Annotated in this window: 16 protein-coding genes; 11 read left to right on the top strand and 5 right to left on the bottom strand. The window is 57.0% G+C overall.

Translation table 11 applies throughout. From position 1 onward, the window contains the following. Positions 1-24: 24 nt before the first annotated feature. Positions 25-873, bottom strand: a complete 849-nt coding sequence (locus tag INF61_RS17500) for a MurR/RpiR family transcriptional regulator (RefSeq protein WP_003860702.1) — start codon at positions 871-873, stop codon at positions 25-27. A gap of 118 nt (positions 874-991) precedes the next feature. Between INF61_RS17500 and murQ the strand changes: the two genes are divergently transcribed. The 4 genes from murQ to tadA are packed head-to-tail and all read left to right on the top strand — an operon-like array spanning position 992 to position 4,465. Then, on the top strand, positions 992-1,888 hold the full coding sequence (gene murQ, locus INF61_RS17495) for an N-acetylmuramic acid 6-phosphate etherase (RefSeq protein WP_193547953.1): 897 nt from the start codon (positions 992-994) through the stop codon (positions 1,886-1,888). A gap of 9 nt (positions 1,889-1,897) precedes the next feature. Beyond that, positions 1,898-3,262: a PTS transporter subunit EIIC gene (locus INF61_RS17490; RefSeq protein ID WP_032649114.1), complete on the top strand. Its 1,365-nt coding sequence runs from the start codon at positions 1,898-1,900 to the stop codon at positions 3,260-3,262. A 3-nt stretch (positions 3,263-3,265) separates the two neighbouring features. Beyond that, entirely contained in the window at positions 3,266-3,901 is a 636-nt protein-coding gene (gene yfhb, locus INF61_RS17485) for a phosphatidylglycerophosphatase C (RefSeq protein ID WP_017383550.1), read from the top strand. A 24-nt stretch (positions 3,902-3,925) separates the two neighbouring features. Continuing rightward, positions 3,926-4,465 carry a tRNA adenosine(34) deaminase TadA gene (gene tadA / locus INF61_RS17480; RefSeq protein ID WP_022649032.1) on the top strand — a complete coding sequence of 180 codons (540 nt, stop codon included), beginning with the start codon at positions 3,926-3,928 and terminating at the stop codon, positions 4,463-4,465. Here the strand turns inward: tadA and mltF are convergent. Next, complete coding sequence (mltF, locus tag INF61_RS17475; RefSeq protein WP_193547952.1) at positions 4,353-5,903, bottom strand: membrane-bound lytic murein transglycosylase MltF; 1,551 nt, start codon at positions 5,901-5,903, stop codon at positions 4,353-4,355. The genes tadA and mltF overlap by 113 nt on opposite strands. Before the next feature lie 267 nt (positions 5,904-6,170). Between mltF and purL the strand changes: the two genes are divergently transcribed. The 5 genes from purL to glnB all read left to right on the top strand — a co-directional run bounded on the left by purL (position 6,171) and on the right by glnB (position 14,526). Beyond that, the gene (purL, locus tag INF61_RS17470) at positions 6,171-10,058 is read left to right on the top strand and encodes a phosphoribosylformylglycinamidine synthase (protein ID WP_160176806.1); all 3,888 of its coding nucleotides are present in this window, start codon (positions 6,171-6,173) and stop codon (positions 10,056-10,058) included. A gap of 532 nt (positions 10,059-10,590) precedes the next feature. Beyond that, positions 10,591-12,024, top strand: coding sequence for a two component system sensor histidine kinase QseE/GlrK (qseE, locus tag INF61_RS17465; RefSeq protein ID WP_193547957.1), 1,434 nt, complete (start codon positions 10,591-10,593; stop codon positions 12,022-12,024). Continuing rightward, a complete protein-coding gene (gene qseG, locus INF61_RS17460; RefSeq protein WP_015572149.1) occupies positions 12,021-12,773 on the top strand; it encodes a two-component system QseEF-associated lipoprotein QseG in 753 nt (250 codons plus the stop codon). The genes qseE and qseG overlap by 4 nt, the downstream gene beginning before the upstream one ends. After that, entirely contained in the window at positions 12,770-14,107 is a 1,338-nt protein-coding gene (gene glrR, locus INF61_RS17455; RefSeq protein ID WP_015572150.1) for a two-component system response regulator GlrR, read from the top strand. Before qseG ends, glrR begins: the two co-directional genes overlap by 4 nt. Before the next feature lie 80 nt (positions 14,108-14,187). Next, positions 14,188-14,526: a nitrogen regulatory protein P-II gene (gene glnB, locus INF61_RS17450; protein WP_003860685.1), complete on the top strand. Its 339-nt coding sequence runs from the start codon at positions 14,188-14,190 to the stop codon at positions 14,524-14,526. A gap of 80 nt (positions 14,527-14,606) precedes the next feature. On the opposite strand, the gene hmpA is transcribed toward glnB, so the two are convergent. After that, positions 14,607-15,797: an NO-inducible flavohemoprotein gene (gene hmpA, locus INF61_RS17445; RefSeq protein WP_023304225.1), complete on the bottom strand. Its 1,191-nt coding sequence runs from the start codon at positions 15,795-15,797 to the stop codon at positions 14,607-14,609. Between the two features lie 304 nt (positions 15,798-16,101). On the opposite strand from hmpA, the gene glyA reads away from it, so the two are divergent. Then, a complete protein-coding gene (gene glyA / locus INF61_RS17440; RefSeq protein WP_003860678.1) occupies positions 16,102-17,355 on the top strand; it encodes a serine hydroxymethyltransferase in 1,254 nt (417 codons plus the stop codon). Positions 17,356-17,409: 54 nt separating this feature from the next. Here glyA and INF61_RS17435 read toward each other — a convergent pair whose 3' ends face one another. Beyond that, positions 17,410-17,832: a DoxX family protein gene (locus INF61_RS17435; RefSeq protein WP_193547951.1), complete on the bottom strand. Its 423-nt coding sequence runs from the start codon at positions 17,830-17,832 to the stop codon at positions 17,410-17,412. Positions 17,833-18,004: 172 nt separating this feature from the next. On the opposite strand from INF61_RS17435, the gene INF61_RS17430 reads away from it, so the two are divergent. Continuing rightward, positions 18,005-19,144: a 3-phenylpropionate MFS transporter gene (locus INF61_RS17430; protein ID WP_032669382.1), complete on the top strand. Its 1,140-nt coding sequence runs from the start codon at positions 18,005-18,007 to the stop codon at positions 19,142-19,144. Here the strand turns inward: INF61_RS17430 and csiE are convergent, their stop codons facing one another. Then, positions 19,145-20,422 carry a stationary phase inducible protein CsiE gene (csiE, locus tag INF61_RS17425; protein WP_015572154.1) on the bottom strand — a complete coding sequence of 426 codons (1,278 nt, stop codon included), beginning with the start codon at positions 20,420-20,422 and terminating at the stop codon, positions 19,145-19,147. Between the last annotated feature and the right edge of the window lie 59 nt (positions 20,423-20,481).

The raw sequence follows: 20,481 nt of genomic DNA, 5'->3' as shown, positions 1-20,481 counted from the left end.
GGGCATTATACGCTCATTCGTTGTTCAGACCAGTTTTTTTACCAGCTCTTCGCTGTGACGAATACGCTCTGGCGCACGCTCCAGATCCTGCTGAACCAGCGCCATAAACAGCAGGTCCGTCAGCATCATCTGCGCACTCGTCGACGAAATCGCCGCACTGCGAGTGGCCTGTTCCTCGGCAATGGTATACAGACAGCGGGTGGCCCGTTGCTGGAGCGCATTCGGGCTGAAGCCAGTAATCGCCAGAATTTTTCCTCCTACGCGCAGGGCTTCGTCGGTAGCCATATTAATTTCACGACGCTCGCCGGAATAGGAGATGGCCAGCAGTAAATCGTCAGGATCCATGGCCTGCACGGTCGCCAGCAGCGCGTGCATATCCTGTTCAACGATGGCGTTATAGCCGATTTTTGTCAGCTTCCAGCCAAAGTTACGCGCAACCAGTCCGGAGGCGCCGATCCCGGTCAATACAATACGCCGCGCGTCGCGAAGCATGGCTACGCTTTCCAGCAGCTTCTCTTCCGTGTTCACATCCAGCGTGGCATGCATTGCCGCCACGTTCTCTTTGATCAGCTTTTCGCCGACCAGACGCATCGGATCGTCGCCGCGGATCTGGTTATGCACCGGCATTGACTGCGGATTAGGGTTGCTTACCAGTGCTTCACTGATCGCCAGTTTTAGCGCCGGAAAGCCTTTATAGCCTATCTTCTGGGCAAATTTCACCACGCTCGACTGGCTCACCCCGGCTTCGCCTGCCAGCTGCTGGGAGCTGAGGTGTCGCGCGCGATCGGGCTGGGAAAGTAAATAATCCGCCAGCTTTTTGTCACTCTGGGCAAACCCTGCGTAGCGCTGGCGAATACGAATTAAACAGTTCATACGGTCTCCTGGCGAAAATGTGATTACCCGCGCAAATACGAATTTTGCTCGCCTGAATGAATTTTATATTCCATTATAGTGCGTTTATTATGAATTAAAAATTCCAGAGGTAAATAACATGAATCTAGGCTCTCTTGTTTCTGAAACGCGTAACCCGCAAACCATGGATCTTGATGCACTGTCCACGCTGGAGCTGGTAAACCGCTTTAATCAACAGGATACCCTCGTCGCGCTGGCAGTCAAAGAGACATTGCCCGAGGTGGCGAAAGCCGTAGACGCCGCTGCCGACGCAAAGAAAGCAGTAGAACTCATTATTTACATGGGGGCGGGTACCAGTGGGCGACTCGGTGTGCTGGATGCCTCAGAATGTCCCCCGACCTTTGGCGTTCCGCACGGTCTGGTCGTTGGCCTGATTGCCGGTGGCCCCGGCGCGCTGCTGAAAGCGGTGGAAGGGGCAGAAGACAATAAACAGCTTGGGGAAGACGATCTCAGGGCGCTGAACCTGACCGCGCAGGATCTGGTCGTCGGGCTGGCGGCTTCTGGTCGTACGCCGTACGTCATTGGTGGGCTGGAATACGCCAGACAGACGGGATGTACCACGGTGGCCATCTCTTGTAACCCGGGTTCGCCGATTGCGCAGGTGGCCGCCATTGCCATCTCTCCGGTCGTCGGGCCGGAAGCGCTCACCGGCTCCACGCGCCTGAAATCGGGAACCGCGCAGAAGCTGGTGCTCAATATGATCTCCACTGGCGCGATGGTGAAATTCGGCAAGGTCTACCAAAACCTGATGGTGGATATGCAGGCCACCAACGTCAAGCTGGTGGACAGAGCCTGCCGCATGGTGATAGAGGCGACAGGGGCAGGTCGGGAAGAGGCGGAAGCGGTACTCAAACAGACCGATTACGACGTCAAACCCGCCATTCTGATGATATTAACCGGGCTGGATGCAGCCGCGGCCAGAGCCAGGCTCGAAGCCCATCACGGGTTTTTACGGGCGGCATTAGAACACCAATAAGAGGCGTGTATGGACAAAACAGCAGCGCTCGCCAGCGACATCCTGCTTGGGATCGGTGGGGAAAAAAATATTCAGCGTCTGGAAAACTGCATGACGCGTGTACGCGTCGAGGTGCACAACGACGAAAAGCTTGATTTAACGCGCCTGAAGCAGCTTCCCGGCGTGAGCGGGTACGTTAAACAGGGGCAACAGCACCAGCTGATTGTCGGTCCGGGCAAAGCGGCGCAGGTGGTTGATGCCATGCGCGCCCTGATGACGGGCAGTGAAACGGCTCCCGCCTTTGACGACGCCGAACGCACCAAAGCGCAGGCGAAAGCCAAATACAAAGCCCCCATGAGCGATGCGCTGCGCCAGCTGGCAAACGTCTTTATTCCTCTGATCCCGGCGTTTATCGCATCGGGGCTGATCACCGGGATTATCAATATCCTCAAGCGTCCGGATATTGTCGGGAATTTCGCCACCCAGTATCCGAACCTGCTGGGTATTCTGGCGATTTTCGGCAGCGCGGTGTTTGCCATCATGAACATTCTGGTGGGGGTAAACACGGCCAAAGTGTTCGGCGGCTCGCTGGCGATGGGCGGCGTAATGGCGGGTATCCTCTCCAGCCCGCAGCTGGCGCAGATTACGCTGTTTGGCGAGGCGCTTCAGCCTGGCCGAGGTGGGGTGATTGCCGTGCTGCTGGTGGTCATTCTGATGTGCTGGATCGAGAAAAAGCTGCGCGCGTTGCTGCCAGGCTCGCTTGAGCTGATCCTCAACCCGCTGCTGACCACATTGATTACCGGGAGCGTGGCGATTGTGGCGCTACAACCGTTAGGCGGCGCGATCTCTGAAGCCATCGCCCACGGCGCGTCTCTGGCGATCGATCGCGGCGGGCTGCTGGTGGGGGCCGTGCTGTCCGGGACCTTCCTGCCGTTAGTGCTGACCGGTCTGCATCAGGGGCTGGTGCCGATCCACGTCGAACTGGTACAGGCGCACGGCTATAACGCACTGCTGCCGATCCTGTCGATGGCGGGCGTTGGGCAGGTCGGCGCGGCCATCGCGGTGCTGATGAAAACCCGCAACGCGCGTCTGAAAAAGGTCATTAAAGGGGCGCTGCCGGTCGGGTTACTCGGTATCGGCGAACCGTTGATTTTCGGCGTGACCTTGCCGCTGGGTAAGCCGTTCCTGGCCGCCTGCCTCGGTGGCGCGGTGGGCGGGGCGTTAATCAGCTACTGGAAAGTGGCGACCGTCATTACCTTCGGGATCTCCGGTTTACCGCTGGCATTAACCATCGTGACCGGAAAAGTGATGCTCTATCTGTTAGGCTATCTGGTAGCGGTGATCGCCGGGTTCCTGTTTACCTGGCTGTTAGGATTCAACGACCCAGAGGAGTAAGGTTTGGCCAGTCACGAGCGTCGCGTTGTCTTTTTTGATCTGGATGGAACGCTGCATCAGCAGGATATGTTCGGCACCTTTATGCGCTACCTGCTGCGGCGCCAGCCCCTTAACGCGTTGCTGGTATTACCCCTGTTACCCGTTATTGGTATCGCGCTGCTGGTGAAAGGCCGTGCAGCGCGCTGGCCGATGAGCCTGCTGCTCTGGGGATGCACGTTTGGTCATAGCGAAGCGCGCCTTAAGCAGCTCGAACAGGATTTTGCGCACTGGTTTCGCGGGCACGTCGCCGCGTTTCCCGTGGTACAGGCGCGCCTGACCAGCTATCTCGACGCCAACGATGCCGATATCTGGCTGATTACCGGCTCCCCGCAGACGCTGGTGGAGCATGTCTATTTTGATACGCCCTGGCTGCCGCGCGTGAATCTTATCGCGACACAAATCGCGCGCGGCTACGGCGGCTGGGTGCTGACTATGCGCTGCCTCGGACATGAAAAAGTGGTGCAGCTGGAGAAACGCATCGGTACGCCGCTGCGTCTGTACAGCGGCTACAGCGACAGCAAGCAGGACAACCCGCTGCTCTATTTTTGCCAGCACCGCTGGCGCGTCACGCCTCTGGGCGAACTTCAGCAACTCGAATAGTCTTATCTGTACCGGCTGTGTATAATGCCGCCCGCTTTTCGACTGGAGTATCAGCCCTTGTCCAACCCTGAACACAATCATGAATACTGGATGCGCCATGCGCTGGCGCTGGCTCAGCGCGCCTGGGAAGAGGGCGAAGTGCCCGTGGGCGCGGTTCTGGTCCATAACAATCAGGTGATTGGGGAAGGGTGGAACCGTCCGATTGGCCGTCACGATCCTACCGCGCATGCTGAAATTATGGCGCTGCGTCAGGGCGGACTGGTGCTGCAAAACTATCGTCTGCTTGATACCACCCTGTATGTCACCCTTGAGCCGTGCGTAATGTGCTCCGGGGCGATGGTGCACAGCCGAATCGGTACGCTGGTGTTTGGCGCGCGGGATGAAAAGACGGGCGCTGCTGGTTCACTGATGGACGTACTTGGGCATCCGGGGATGAACCACCAGGTGAAAACTATCGGCGGGGTACTTGCACCAGAATGTTCGGGTCTGTTAAGTGACTTTTTTCGAATGCGTCGGCAGCAGAAAAAGCAACAAAAGGCAGAATTGAAACCGCAGGATGATTAAGCTCGTCCGGTGCGACCACCGGATAGCTTTCAGCCAGCTGTTGCGCCTCGGCCGCCTCTTTTTCTTTCTCCAGCAGATATCCCACCAGGCTTATCTGGTACTTACGAATATTTTCCACGTAGGCATACGCTTCATGCCCGCGCGCATAGCCGTACGTCAGCTTCTGGTACCACTGTTTCTGGCTAAGCAGCGGCAGGCGCTGTTTTACATCTGACCAGCTGTCCGGGTTACCTTTGGTTTTCGCCGTCAGCGCCCGCGCGTCGAGCATGTGCGCATAACCCATGTTATAGGCGGCCAGCGCAAACCAGATACGCTCCCCTTCCGGGACCGTCTCCGGCACTTTCGCCATCATATCCTGTAAATACTGCGCGCCGCCGCTGATGCTCTGTTCCGCATCGGTCCGGTCGCTGATGCCGAGGCTCTGGGCGGTATTTTTGGTCAGCATCATCAACCCGCGCACGCCCGTGGGGGAGGTGGCCTGAGCATCCCAGTGCGATTCCTGGTAGGAAATTGCCGCCAGCAGCTTCCAGTCAATCTCCTCGGCGTACTTCTCAAACAGCGGTTGCAGGTCCGGCAGCACGCTGTCCACCGCGCGCAGGAAAGTGCGGGTGTCAACGTAATCAAAATCGTCCCCGTGACCGAGATATTTCTCTTCCAGGCGCGCCAGGGTGCCGTCTTCATTGATGGAATTAAAGAAATCGAGCATAGCCGCAGAGACGGTTTGATCGTCGTCTAGCTGGGTAAACCAGGTCACCGGCTGTTCGTCGGTCACATCCAGCGCCACGGCGATTTCAGGATGAACGCGCTGGAAAAAGCTGATCGCCACCGAATCAGCAATGGTATAGGCCAGCTTTTTATCTTTTACCTGCTCCAGCAATTCAGTCGTGCCGAGTTTAGGATCGACCGTCCAGCTGAGGTTAGGGTATTTTTTCTCTTTCAACGCCCGCAGATCGTCAATCACCACATGGCCTGGCGCAATGGTCAATTGCTGGTCGGTGATGTCGGCCAGTGAGCGCGGGCGCAGGCTACCCACACGATAAACCACCTGCTGCGACACGGAGTAATAGGTCGGACCCGGCTGATAGTTTTTGCTGCGTTCGCTGTTGTACACCAGACCTGCGGCGAGAATATCGGCACGGTCATGGTCCAAATCATCAAACAGCTGGTTGATGTTCTGCCGCACGGTAACTTTCAGCTTCACGCCCAGATAGTCCGCAAACAGCTGTGCCAGTTCGTAATCAAGACCGATGGTTTTACCGTTGATATCGTCGTAAATAAGCGGGGAGGAGAGGGTACTGACGCGCAACTCCCCCCGCTCCTGAATGGCGGCGATACGGTTTTCGGCCTTGCCGAACCAGGGGATAGACGGCCAGAGGGCCACTGCCAGCAGCAACGTAACAATGCCGATGAGCAGATAATTAATCTTTAATTTTTTCAATTAGTTAATTCTCTGCGACGCCGGTTGCCTCAGTGTGCTGTAGTCATGTTAAGAGTAGAGTTTGCCATTGATTGAGCGGCATTTTGCGCAAAGTAGCGCCAGTTGGCAACCAATTAGAGAGACAGGTCACATCTATTGTTAAACATAAAGGATGATTTTATTTCGACGCAAACGGTTTCGTCGGCGCTCAGGATTCTCTATAATGACGCCCGTTTTCCCCCCTTGCGCACACTGTAAGCGCCCCGGCGCTTCGAAGACGAGAGACTTATGATGGAAATTCTGCGTGGTTCGCCTGCACTGTCTGCCTTCCGTATTAACAAACTGCTGGCACGTTTTCAGGCGGCCGACCTTCCGGTAAGCAATATTTACGCTGAGTATGTCCATTTTGCTGACCTGAACGCCCCCCTGAATGCAGAGGAGCGCGTACAGCTGGAACGCCTGCTTAAATATGGCCCAAGCCTGAGCAGCCATACGCCGACCGGCAAATTAATCCTCGCCACGCCACGCCCTGGCACCATCTCCCCCTGGTCTTCCAAAGCCACCGACATCGCTCGCAACTGCGGCCTGAACCAGATTAACCGTCTGGAGCGCGGCGTGGCGTACTATGTGGAAGCGTCAACCCTGAGCGACGCGCAGTGGCAGGTGGTTGCCGCAGAGCTGCACGACCGCATGATGGAGAGCGTGTTTGATTCTCTGGATGATGCGCAGAAACTGTTCTCCCACCATCAGCCTGCGCCGGTACAGAGCGTGGATCTGCTTGGGCAGGGGCGTCAGGCGTTGATCGACGCAAACCTGCGTCTTGGTCTGGCGCTCGCAGAAGATGAAATCGACTACCTTCAGGATGCATTCGTTAAGCTGAATCGCAACCCGAACGACATCGAACTGTATATGTTCGCGCAGGCCAACTCCGAGCACTGCCGCCACAAGATTTTCAACGCCGACTGGATTATCGACGGCGAACAGCAGCCGAAGTCGCTGTTCAAAATGATCAAAAACACCATGGAGCAAACCCCTGACCACGTGCTGTCTGCCTATAAAGACAACGCCGCGGTGATGGAAGGTTCCGAAGTGGGCCGCTTCTTCGCCGACCGCGAAGCGGGGCGCTATGACTTCCACCAGGAGCCTGCGCATATCCTGATGAAAGTGGAAACCCACAACCACCCGACGGCGATCTCCCCGTGGCCGGGTGCAGCGACCGGCTCCGGCGGTGAAATCCGTGACGAAGGTGCGACCGGTCGCGGCGCGAAACCAAAAGCGGGTCTCGTCGGTTTCTCCGTTTCCAACCTGCGTATTCCGGGCTTTGAGCAGCCGTGGGAAGAAGACTTCGGCAAGCCAGAGCGCATTGTCACCGCGCTGGATATCATGACCGAAGGCCCGCTGGGCGGCGCGGCGTTCAACAACGAATTTGGTCGTCCGGCGCTGAACGGTTACTTCCGTACCTACGAAGAGAAAGTGGACAGCCACAACGGCGAAGAGCTGCGCGGCTACCACAAACCGATCATGCTGGCGGGCGGGATCGGCAACATTCGCGCCGATCATGTGCAGAAAGGCGAGATCGTCGTCGGCGCGAAGCTGATCGTGCTCGGCGGCCCGGCAATGAACATCGGTCTGGGCGGCGGGGCAGCCTCGTCTATGGCTTCCGGCCAGTCTGATGCGGATCTCGACTTCGCGTCCGTGCAGCGCGACAACCCGGAAATGGAGCGCCGTTGTCAGGAAGTGATCGACCGCTGCTGGCAGCTCGGCGATGCCAACCCGATTCTGTTCATCCACGACGTGGGCGCGGGTGGACTCTCCAACGCTATGCCTGAGCTGGTGAGCGACGGCGGTCGCGGCGGACGCTTCAACCTGCGCGATATCCTGAGCGATGAGCCGGGCATGAGCCCGCTGGAGATCTGGTGTAACGAATCCCAGGAGCGATACGTGCTGGCGGTTGCCGCCGATCAGCTGCCGCTGTTTGACGAGCTGTGCCGCCGCGAGCGCGCGCCGTATGCGGTCATCGGTGAAGCGACCGAAGAGCAGCACCTTTCCTTAAGCGACACCCACTTTGACAACCAGCCGATCGATCTGCCGCTGGACGTGCTGCTCGGCAAAACGCCGAAGATGACCCGCGACGTGCAGACTCGCAAAGCGGCGGGCAAAGCGCTGGATCGCCAGGGCATCACCGTGGCAGAAGCGGTTAACCGCGTGCTGCACCTGCCTGCCGTGGCAGAGAAAACCTTCCTGGTCACCATCGGCGACCGTACCGTGACCGGTATGGTATCGCGCGATCAGATGGTCGGCCCGTGGCAGATCCCGGTCGCTAACTGCGCCGTGACCACCGCGAGCCTCGACAGCTACTACGGCGAAGCGATGGCGCTGGGCGAACGCACGCCAGTGGCGCTGCTGGACTTCGCCGCTTCTGCCCGTCTGGCGGTCGGTGAAGCGCTGACCAACATCGCCGCGACGCAGATTGGCGATATCAAACGCATCAAACTTTCCGCGAACTGGATGGCCGCTGCCGGTCACCCGGGCGAAGATGCCGGCCTGTACGAAGCGGTGAAAGCGGTGGGTGAAGAGCTGTGTCCTGCGCTCGGCCTGACCATTCCGGTGGGTAAGGACTCCATGTCGATGAAAACCCGCTGGCAGGAAGGTAACGAGCAGCGCGAGATGACCTCTCCGCTGTCGCTGGTGATCACCGCGTTTGCGCGCGTGGAAGACGTGCGTCATACCGTTACGCCGCAGCTTTCCACTGAAGATAACGCCCTGCTGTTGATTGACCTCGGCAAAGGCCATAACGCACTGGGCGCCACCGCGCTGGCGCAGGTTTACCGCCAGCTCGGCGATAAGCCAGCCGACGTGCGCGACGTCGCTCAGCTGAAAGGCTTCTACGACGCAATTCAGGCGCTGGTGGCGCAGCGTAAGCTGCTGGCCTACCACGACCGTTCCGATGGTGGCCTGCTGGTGACGCTGGCAGAGATGGCCTTCACCGGTCACTGCGGCGTTGAAGCAAACATTGCCACGCTTGGCGAAGACCGCCTGGCAGCGCTGTTTAACGAAGAGCTTGGCGCGGTCATTCAGGTACGCGCCGCAGATCGCGACGCGGTGGAAGCGATTCTGGCGCAGCACGGTCTGGCAGACTGCGTACACTATCTCGGTAAAGCGGTGCAGGGCGACCGCTTCGTGATTGAAGCCGACGGCCACGCGGTGTTCAGCGAAAGCCGCACCACGCTGCGTATGTGGTGGGCGGAAACCACCTGGCAGATGCAGCGCCTGCGTGACAATCCGGAATGCGCCGATCAGGAACACAACGCGAAGGCGAACGACAACGATCCTGGCCTGAACGTGAAGCTCAGCTTCGACATTAACGAAGACATTGCCGCGCCGTACATTGCGACCGGTGCGCGTCCGAAAGTAGCCGTGCTGCGCGAGCAGGGCGTTAACTCCCACGTTGAGATGGCGGCGGCCTTCCACCGGGCGGGCTTTGACGCCATCGACGTCCACATGAGCGACCTGCTGGCCGGGCGTACCGGGCTGGATGATTTCCAGGCGCTGGTCGCCTGCGGCGGTTTCTCCTACGGCGACGTGCTGGGCGCGGGCGAAGGCTGGGCGAAGTCTATTCTGTTCAACAGCCGCGTGCGTGACGAGTTCGAAGCCTTCTTCCATCGTCCGCAGACGCTGGCGCTGGGCGTGTGTAACGGCTGTCAGATGATGTCTAACCTGCGCGAGCTGATCCCGGGCAGCGAAGCCTGGCCGCGCTTTGTGCGTAACCAGTCTGACCGCTTCGAAGCGCGCTTCAGCCTGGTAGAAGTGACCCAAAGCCCGTCTCTGCTGTTGCAGGGAATGGTCGGTTCACAGATGCCAATCGCGGTTTCGCACGGTGAAGGTCAGGTTGAAGTGCGTGATGCGGCGCACCTGGCTCAGCTTGAAAGCAAAGGACTGGTGGCGCTGCGCTTTGTTGATAACTTCGGCAAGGTCACCGAAACCTATCCGGCTAACCCGAACGGTTCGGCAAATGGCATTACCGCCGTCACCAGCGAAAGCGGTCGGGTGACGATCATGATGCCGCACCCGGAACGTGTCTTCCGTACCGTGAGCAACTCCTGGCACCCGGAAAACTGGGGCGAGGACAGCCCGTGGATGCGCATTTTCCGCAACGCGCGTAAACAACTGGGTTAAGTTTCAACGCCCTGACTGTAGGCCCGGTAAGCGCGAGCGCCACCGGGCTTTTTTGTACCTGTCGCAAAATCGCGACAATCCTCTGGGTTGAGTGTCTCCAATAAGAGACATTTAACTTATTGATTTATATATGTCAGGACGGGTTCCCGTTAAGGTGTTGCTTAATAGCGACACTTAGCCTGGGAATCATTCACCTGACAATCAATGCATTTTAATAATAAAACGATTATTAATCATAAGGATAGTATCAATTTTTGCAATCTGGCACGCGCGTTGCATAATAGTAACCAGTGGCTCATTCACCTTCTTATGTCAGCCCCTTCGGGACGTGCTACATAAACTTCGAATGACGCACAAAAAGGTGCCTGCCGTCCAACTACTGATTATTGCAATGCTTTATCAGGCCAGGGCGAAACGTCGAGTTAGGCACCGCCTTATTCCATGACAAAGCCGGGTTTTTACCCGGCTTTGTTGTATCTGAAGGGCAGACTCAGTTACGCTCTCCTCAAACCCGGATGATGAGAGTAATGTGTTGAAACGCTGGCCCGCTTTCCCTCGCTCCCTGCGACAGCTCGTTATGATGGCCTTCCTGCTGATCCTGCTACCTTTGCTGGTTCTGGCGTGGCAGGCATGGCAAAGCCTGAATGCGTTAAGTGCCCAGGCGGCCCTGACTAACCGCACCACGCTTATTGATGCCCGCCGTAGCGAGGCAATGACCAATGCCGCGCTGGAGATGGAGCGTAGCTATCGCCAGTACTGCGTGCTGGACGACCGCACGCTGGAGAGGGTCTATCAGAACCAGCGTAAACGCTACAGCGAAATGCTGGATGCCCATGCCGGGGTCTTGCCGGATGACAAACTCTATCAGGCGCTGCGTCAGGATCTGAACGATCTGGCGCAGCTCCAGTGCAAAAACAGCGGTCCTGATGCCGCCGCCGCCGCCCGACTTGAAGCCTTCGCGAACGCCAATACGGAGATGGTGCAGTCCACCCGTACGGTTATCTTTTCCCGTGGGCAGCAACTCCAGCAGGAGATTGCCGAGCGCGGCCAGTTCTTCGGCTGGCAGGCGCTGGTGCTGTTCCTCGTCAGCCTTGGGCTGGTACTGCTCTTTACCCGCATGATCATCGGCCCCGTAAAGGGGATCCAGCGGATGATTAACCGCCTGGGGGAGGGCAAATCTCTCGGGGATACGGTTGTTTTTAAAGGCCCGCGCGAGCTGCGCTCGGTCGGTCAGCGTATCATCTGGCTTTCTGAACGCCTGGCGTGGCTGGAATCGCAGCGTCATCAGTTCCTGCGCCATCTCTCACACGAACTCAAAACACCGCTGGCCAGTATGCGTGAAGGCACGGAGCTGCTGGCAGACGAAGTAGCGGGGCCGTTAACCCCTGAGCAAAAAGAGATCGTGGCGATTCTGGATGCCAGTAGCCGCAATTTACAAAAACTTATTGAACAACTGCTGGACTATAACCGCAAGCTGGCGGATGGTGCTGTGGTGCTTGAAAGCGTTGAGATTGAACCGCTGGTGGACATGGTGATCTCCGCCCATAGCCTGCCAGCAAGAGCTAAAATGATGCATACCCAGGTGGATCTCAATGCGCCTTCCTGCCTGGCAGAGCCGATGCTGTTAATGAGCGTACTGGATAATCTTTATTCCAATGCGGTGCACTATGGTACTGAATCCGGTACCATTTATATCAGAAGCAATAACAACGGTTCGCGGGTATTTATTGACGTAGCGAATACGGGAAGCCCGATTCCGGATGATGAAAAAACGATGATCTTTGAGCCCTTCTTCCAGGGGAGTCATCAGCGAAAAGGTGCGGTAAAAGGAAGTGGTCTGGGGCTGAGTATTGCCCGCGACTGCATACGACGCATGCAGGGTGAGCTTAACATCGTCAGTGATGAACGCGCCGATGTCTGTTTTCGTATCGAACTGCCTCTTGAGCCGGAAAAATCAATGAAATGAATAACAACCTGGTGAGTATGTCACACGTCTTTTACCGCGCACTGCGCGCGGTGTTTTCCAGCAAAAATGTGCGCCTGAGCCTGCCCTGCTTACTGCTGGCCGGCTGTGTAACCCATGCGCCGAAAAGTGCAATTAGCCACAAACAGGAAGATAAATGGCCGCAAAAACAGCTGGCCGATTTCCTTTCAACACGTTGCGATGATATCTGGAACCTGTCGGGGCGTGATGTTGAATCCAATCCGCTGTTCTGGCTGCGCGGAATAGACTGCGCCCAGCGGCTGGCGCCCGCCGAGGCCCGTGCCCAGGCGGCGATGCTGGTGGACGATACCTGGCAGGACGCGTTTAAACGTGGGATCGTGATGGCGGATGCCAGAATCACGCCTGTCGAACGCCGCGCCAACGTGACGCGGCTGGATACTTACGTGATCAATATTCCCCCGCAGGTGCGCCCGGTCTATCAGCTCTGGCGGGATGGACAAACCCTGCAATTACAACTGTCTGAAGAGCGTTTCCGCTACAGCAAATTGCAGCAGTCGAGCGACAGCGAGCTTGATGCGCTTCGCCAGCAGCAGGAGTCGCTGCGCGAGCAGCTGGAAACCACCACCCGCAAGCTCGAAAATCTGACCGATATCGAAAGACAGCTCTCGACGCGTAAGCCGGCAGGCAGCTATCTGCCCGATGGGTCGAAAGGCAACTCTGCCACGACGCCAGACAGTGAGACGCCGAAACAAGAGGATGTGAAGCCATGACAAGCCGTAAACCTGCCCATCTGTTACTGGTGGATGACGATCCCGGGCTGTTAAAGCTGCTGGGAATGCGTCTGGTCAGCGAAGGCTACAGCGTGGTCACCGCTGAAAGCGGGCAGGAGGGGCTGAAAGTGCTCAGCCGCGAGAAAATCGATCTGGTGATCAGTGATTTGCGCATGGATGAAATGGATGGCCTGCAACTGTTCACGGAGATCCAGAAGCAGCAGCCCGGGATGCCGGTGATTATCCTCACCGCTCACGGATCTATTCCTGATGCGGTGGCCGCGACGCAGCAGGGGGTATTCAGCTTCCTCACCAAACCAGTGGATAAAGACGCCCTCTATAAAGCAATCGACAGCGCCCTTGAGCATGCGGCGCCATCCGGCGACGACGCCTGGCGTGAATCCATCGTGACGCGTAGCCCTGTGATGCTGCGCCTGCTGGAACAGGCGCGGATGGTGGCGCAATCCGACGTTAGCGTGCTGATCAACGGCCAGAGCGGGACCGGGAAAGAGATCCTGGCCCAGGCTATCCACAACGCCAGCCCGCGCAGTAAAAATGCCTTTATTGCCATCAACTGTGGCGCGCTGCCGGAACAGCTGCTTGAGTCTGAGCTCTTCGGCCATGCCCGCGGCGCCTTTACCGGCGCGGTGAGCAGCCGTGAAGGGCTGTTCCAGGCGGCTGAGGGGGGCACGCTGTTTCTTGATGAAATTGGCGATATGCCCGCGCCGTTGCAGGTCAAACTGCTGCGCGTGTTGCAGGAGCGAAAAGTGCGTCCGCTTGGCAGCAACCGCGATATCGATATCAACGTGCGTATTATTTCCGCTACCCATCGCGATTTACCCAAGGTGATGGCGCGCAACGAGTTCCGTGAAGATCTTTACTATCGACTGAATGTCGTCAACCTGAAAATCCCGGCGCTGGCCGAGCGTGCGGAAGATATCCCGCTGCTGGCAAATCACCTTTTGCGCCAGGCCGCTGACCGCCACAAACCATTCGTGCGCGCGTTCTCCACCGATGCGATGAAACGCCTGATGACCGCAAGCTGGCCGGGCAACGTACGCCAGCTGGTGAACGTGATTGAGCAGTGCGTGGCGCTGACTTCATCACCGGTGATTAGCGATGCGCTGGTGGAGCAGGCGCTCGAGGGGGAAAACACGGCCTTACCGACGTTTGCGGAAGCGCGAAACCAGTTCGAGCTGAACTATCTGCGCAAGCTGCTGCAAATCACCAAAGGCAACGTGACCCACGCGGCGCGCATGGCCGGTCGTAACCGTACCGAGTTTTATAAATTGCTCTCACGCCACGAGCTGGAAGCGAACGATTTTAAAGAGTAATACCGCAAAATTCGCCTGAATATGATACTGTGAGCAACCGATTACGAGGCTGCTTACTGGCAAGAGTTTAAGGACCCACCATGAAAAAGATTGATGCGATTATTAAACCTTTCAAACTGGATGATGTACGTGAAGCGCTGGCAGAAGTAGGCATCACCGGGATGACCGTAACTGAAGTGAAAGGTTTTGGTCGTCAGAAGGGCCACACCGAGCTATACCGTGGCGCAGAGTACATGGTGGACTTTCTGCCGAAAGTGAAAATCGAGATCGTGGTGAGCGATGATATCGTCGATACCTGTGTGGATACCATCATCCGCACGGCGCAGACCGGTAAAATTGGCGACGGGAAAATCTTCGTCTTTGACGTGGCGCGCGTGATCCGTATCCGTACCGGCGAAGAAGACGACGCGGCGATTTAACATTCTTGCCGGGTGGCGCTGCGCGTACCCGGCCTAAAAAACCCTTCGTAGGCCCGTGCAAGCGCAGCGCCGCCGGGCGATTACAGCACTTTATGCGGGCCGAAACATTCGTAATGAATGTTGTCTTTATTCACGCCCAGGTCTACCAGCTGCTTCGCGGCATACTGCATAAACGCTACTGGCCCACAAACGTAGAACTGCATCCCCGGTGCGCTGAACGCCCCTTCATGCTGCCCTAAATTCATCAGGCCTTCGCTGTCGAAACGAGCCGCTGCGCGGTCTGCCTCCGTCGGCAGGCGATACCAGGTATGCGCGGTGAAACGCGGCAGGGTCGCTCCGAGCGCTTTGACTTCATCCGCAAAGGCGTGCACATCACCGTTCTCCGCCGCGTGGAACCAGTTAACCTGCGCGCTGTGGTTTGCTTTCGCCAGCGTATCCAGCATCGCCAGCATTGGCGTCTGACCTACGCCTGCGGAGATCAGCGTCACCGGGGTATTCGTTTCAACGGCCATAAAGAAATCGCCCGCCGGTGCCGCCAGATGGACCACGTCGCCCACGCTGGCTTCGTTATGCAGCCAGTTGGATACCTGACCGCCTTCCTCACGTTTAACCGCAATGCGATAGCCTTTGCCGTCTGGCTTGCGGGTCAGGGAGTACTGGCGAATCTCCTGGTGCGGGAAGCCTTCAGGCTTCAGCCAGACGCCCAGATACTGGCCCGGCTGGTAATCGGCAACCGGCTGACCGTCCACTGGCTCAAACTCAAAGCTGGTGATCAGTGCGCTGCGCGGGGTTTTCTCAACGATGCGGAAGGCGCGCGTGCCTTCCCAGCCGCCATTCTTGCTGGCGTTTTCGCTGTAGATCTGCGCTTCACGGTTGATGAATACGTTTGCCAGTACGCCATAGGCCTTACCCCAGGCATCCAGTACTTCCTGGCCCGGGCTGAACATTTCGTCCAGGGTTGCCAGCAGGTGACTGCCGACGATGTTGTACTGCTCAGGTTTGATCTGGAAGCTGGTGTGCTTCTGGGCGATTTTTTCCACCGCAGGCAGCAGAGCCGCCAGGTTTTCGATGTTGCTGGCATAGGCGGCAATAGCGTTAAACAGCGCTTCGCGCTGATCGCCGTTACGCTGGTTGCTCATGTTGAAAATCTCTTTGAGCTCCGGGTTATGCGCGAACATGCGATCGTAGAAATGGGCGGTCAGTTTAGGACCCGTTTCAACCAGCAGGGGGATTGTGGCTTTCACGGTAGCGATGGTTTGGGCGTCGAGCATAGCAGCTTCCTTCTGATGTTACTTTAATGATGTATTTTAAATGCATCTTATAAAAATACCCATGCAATGTAAATGGTTCTTTGCATCGTGAAAAATATGCATCACAAAGCTGAAAAGAAATCCGTTGAAAATGGCGAGAGCTTTATTGCTCAAACCCTTGCGTGGCGTGGAGGTAAACGTTTGCGTAAAATCGTTTGTCAAGACCTGTTATCGCAGAACTATTCAGTTATACTGTTGCCCGTCGTCCAACAGGACTGCCTTTTCAGGCCAAAAATTTACTTGTTAGCTGAGTCAGGAGATGCGGATGTTAAAGCGTGAAATGAACATTGCCGATTATGATGCCGAACTGTGGCAGGCTATGGAGCAGGAAAAAGTACGTCAGGAAGAGCACATCGAACTGATCGCCTCCGAAAACTACACCAGCCCGCGCGTAATGCAGGCGCAGGGTTCTCAGCTGACCAACAAATATGCTGAAGGTTATCCGGGCAAGCGCTACTACGGCGGTTGCGAATACGTTGATATCGTTGAGCAGCTGGCGATTGACCGTGCGAAAGAACTCTTTGGCGCTGACTACGCGAACGTCCAGCCGCACTCTGGCTCTCAGGCTAACTTCGCTGTTTACACCGCGCTGTTGCAGCCGGGCGATACCGTTCTGGGTATGAACCTGGCGCAGGGCGGCCACCTGACTCACGGCTCCCCGGTTAACTTCTCTGGCAAACTGTACAACATCATCCCTTACGGTATTGATGAGTCCGGTAAAATTGACTATGAAGACATGGCGAAGCAGGCCAAAGAGCACAAGCCGAAGATGATCATCGGTGGCTTCTCTGCTTACTCCGGCATCGTTGACTGGGCCAAAATGCGTGAAATCGCTGACAGCATCGGCGCGTACCTGTTCGTCGACATGGCGCACGTTGCCGGTCTGATTGCGGCAGGCGTTTACCCGAACCCGGTTCCACATGCGCACGTTGTGACCACCACCACCCACAAAACCCTGGCGGGTCCACGTGGTGGCCTGATCCTGGCGAAAGGCGGTGACGAAGAGCTGTACAAAAAGCTGAACTCCGCCGTGTTCCCAAGCGCCCAGGGCGGCCCGCTGATGCACGTTATCGCCGCGAAAGCCGTCGCGCTGAAAGAAGCGATGGAGCCAGAGTTCAAGGTTTATCAGCAGCAGGTTGCTAAAAACGCCAAAGCGATGGTGGAAGTGTTCCTGAACCGTGGCTACAAAGTGGTCTCTGGTGGGACTGAAAACCACCTGTTCCTGCTGGACCTGGTTGATAAGAACCTGACCGGTAAAGAAGCTGACGCAGCCCTCGGCCGCGCCAACATCACCGTCAACAAAAACAGCGTGCCAAACGATCCGAAGAGCCCGTTCGTGACGTCCGGTATCCGTATCGGTTCTCCGGCCGTAACTCGCCGTGGCTTTAAAGAAGCGGAAGTGAAAGAGCTGGCGGGCTGGATGTGTGACGTTCTGGACAACATCAATGACGACGCGGTTATCGAGCGCGTTAAAGGTAAAGTTCTGGACATCTGCGCACGCTTCCCGGTGTACGCATAATTCTCTGCGTCGCAGAACTGAAAAAGGCCGCTCATGCGGCCTTTTTTTTATGGGCTAACGTCGGTCGAGGGAGATGGCCCCCGGCCCGGTAATCGCCAGCAAAATAAAGCCGCCAGCGATACTCACATTTTTGTAGAAGTTAATCATATTTGGCAGAACCGCATCGCCCGTCATATCCCAGTAGTGGTGACCAATCACCGCCGTTCCCAGCGTATAGAAGACAAAGATCACCGCGAGGGGGCGGGTGAAAAAGCCCAGCACGATCAGAATCGCGGCGGGGACTTCCATCACCACCGCAATAATGGCAGCCAGCATGGGCATGGGGGCGCCGAGCGACGTCATATACTGAACAGTGCCGCTAAACCCCGTCAGCTTGGGATAACCGAAAATAATAAACAGGACCACAATAGCAATGCGGGCAGTTAAAAGCAGGAAAGAACGAGAGGAGCCGAAATCGAAATAACGTAAGTTGTTCATGGCAAACGACCTCTTCAGGCGATGTTCTTTAAACGTAATACAATTTTGCCGCTCTCGCCATACGCCGACCGGCTGTCCATGATGTTAATTTATCGTTAATTTATAGCGCGCTAACGACTTGCTAAAGTCAGGGATTAACGCCAGACTATCGCCTCCATTTCGGGAGGGATTCATGGTCTTGCATTCCACGCGCTGGCTGGCGCTCAGCTATTTCACCTATTTCTTTAGTTACGGTATTTTTTTGCCTTTCTGGAGCGTCTGGCTCAAGGGAATTGGTCTGACGCCTGAGACCATTGGCATCCTGCTGGGCGCGGGGCTGGTGGCACGTTTCCTGGGTAGCCTGCTGATTGCGCCCCGCGTCAGCGATCCCTCCTTACTGATTAAAGCGGTGCGAATTCTGGCCCTGCTGACGCTGGTCTTTGCGGCCTGCTTCTGGGTCAGCCATCAGTTTGCCTGGCTGATGGTGGTAATGGTTGGCTTTAACCTGTTCTTCTCCCCGCTGGTGCCGCTGACGGATGCCCTGGCGAACACCTGGCAAAAGCAGATCACCATGGACTATGGCCGCGTGCGCCTGTGGGGATCGATTGCCTTCGTGATCGGCTCTGCGCTGGTCGGGAAACTGGTCAGCCTCTATGACTATCGTGCCATTCTGGCGCTGTTAACGCTCGGCATCGCCTCGATGCTGCTCGGTATGTTGCTGCGTCCGTCGGTAATGCCGCAGGGCGAAAGCCGCCATCAGGAGAGCGCCGGCTGGCCCGCCTGGCGCTCGCTGGTGGCGCAAAGCTGGCGTTTCCTGGCCTGCGTCTGTCTGCTCCAGGGGGCACATGCGGCCTATTACGGCTTCAGCGCCATCTACTGGCAGGGGGCGGGCTACTCGGCTTCTGCGGTAGGCTACCTGTGGTCGCTCGGCGTGGTGGCGGAGGTCATTATCTTCGCGCTGAGCCAAAAACTTTTCCGTCGTTTCGGGGCGCGTGACCTGCTGCTGCTTTCCGCCGTTTGCGGCGTGGTGCGCTGGGGCATCATGGGCTGGACGACTGAGCTGCCGTGGCTGATTGTGGCGCAAATTCTGCACTGCGGAACCTTCACCGTGTGCCATCTGGCGGCGATGCGCTACATCGCGGCGCGAGAGGGTGGGGACGTTATTCGTCTTCAGGCGGTCTATTCAGCGGTGGCGATGGGCGGCAGTATTGCGGTGATGACCGTATTTGCCGGTTTCCTCTATCAGCACCTGGGGCACGGTGTGTTCTGGGTGATGGCGCTGGTCGCTTTACCTGCCATCGTCATCCGCCCAAAGGTGGCTGCTCGCTCGTAACTATGATTCGAGCATAACGCGAATATGTTCCTGCTGCTGCGTGTTCAGGGCCTCAACGGCATGAATGAGCGGCGGCGAGAACAGCGGCAAGGCGGTTGGATAAGGCGTAATGACCAGCGCCGCCTCGCGGGGGGCGCCCTCCTTCTTAAACGCCTCCAGGCTAAGATAACGAATATTGAGCGGCAGCAGCGTCAGCTCGCGAAGCTGCTGCTCAATTAACGCTTCGCAGGCTTTATCTTCCCCCGTTAACAGAACCACCTGTTTTTCATGCAGGTCGGTCTCCTGCATCAGCCAGGCACCAAAAATCACCGCCACCAGAGCCATCTCTTCACCGGAGAATCGCAGACCAAATTCGGCTTCCAGCTCAAACAGCGCCTCTTTAGTGGTGCGCAGCAGCCGGGGGTATAAACGGTGGATCTCTTCCGGCAGACTGTTGTCGATGCCGATGTCAAATAAGGAGCGGTCCAGCGCCTGAGCCAGATGAATATAAAGCTGATCGGTCAGCCCTTGCTCATCGCTGAAGTTCATCCCGGTTTGCGCCCGGAAACGGGCAATCATACGCACGATGGCGCGACGCAGGCGCTGATCCTGCTGGTGTTTATCCATCACCGGGTCGGGTGTGCGAAGCATCATAAACAGCAGTGCCAGGAACAGCTGTTCATCGCTGTGAGTTCCCTGCGGGACGCGCCGTTTCCAGTGGCGGACAATTTCCTGCGCCGTAAAGTATTCCCCTCGGGACTGCGTCCAGCTGCGCTGAACGGGCGAAAACTCTGGCGTATTGCCCAGATGATGCTGAATCAGACAATATTGCAGATAAAGCTGTAAAAACTGTACGTCGCGGGACTCAAACTGGCGCTGAAGCTTGCGCGCACAAAAGTTGATAAGCGCCCGAAGGTTCGCATCGTCATAAAGCGGGCGGGCAATGCCGTGCTGTTTAAGCGCGGTTTTTAAGGCAGGGGTAAACTGTTGGGCAACAAAATGTGGACAGAGCCGAAGCGCCCTGCGCAGCCAGTGCAGCAGGCACAAACGTTGATTCAGGGCGGAACCCTCAATTCGGTAGCAGCCATCATGGTGCGTGACAATATCAAGCCGATGATAGCGCTGGATTTCATCGCGCGTCTCGGCTATATCTTGCCGTGCCATGACGTCGTCCACGCCGTTGGCAGCGATTATGCTCTGTGCGGTGATGGCAGCATCGGGCAGGTAAAGCATCAAAAGCACCTGGCAGCGGCGCTGCGAACTGGAAAGCACAGATGGAATTTCAAGCGTCGTCATCATCTGTCGGGTATCCAGTGTGAATGTTTGATAAGAATAGCTAAAGGATGGGCGCTGAAAAG

The sequence above is a fragment of the Enterobacter cloacae complex sp. P18RS genome (assembly GCF_014982105.1).
Lineage (GTDB): Bacteria > Pseudomonadota > Gammaproteobacteria > Enterobacterales > Enterobacteriaceae > Enterobacter > Enterobacter hormaechei_C.
The sequence above is the reverse complement of the archived record's forward strand: the minus strand, read 5'-3'. Positions and strand labels throughout refer to the sequence as shown.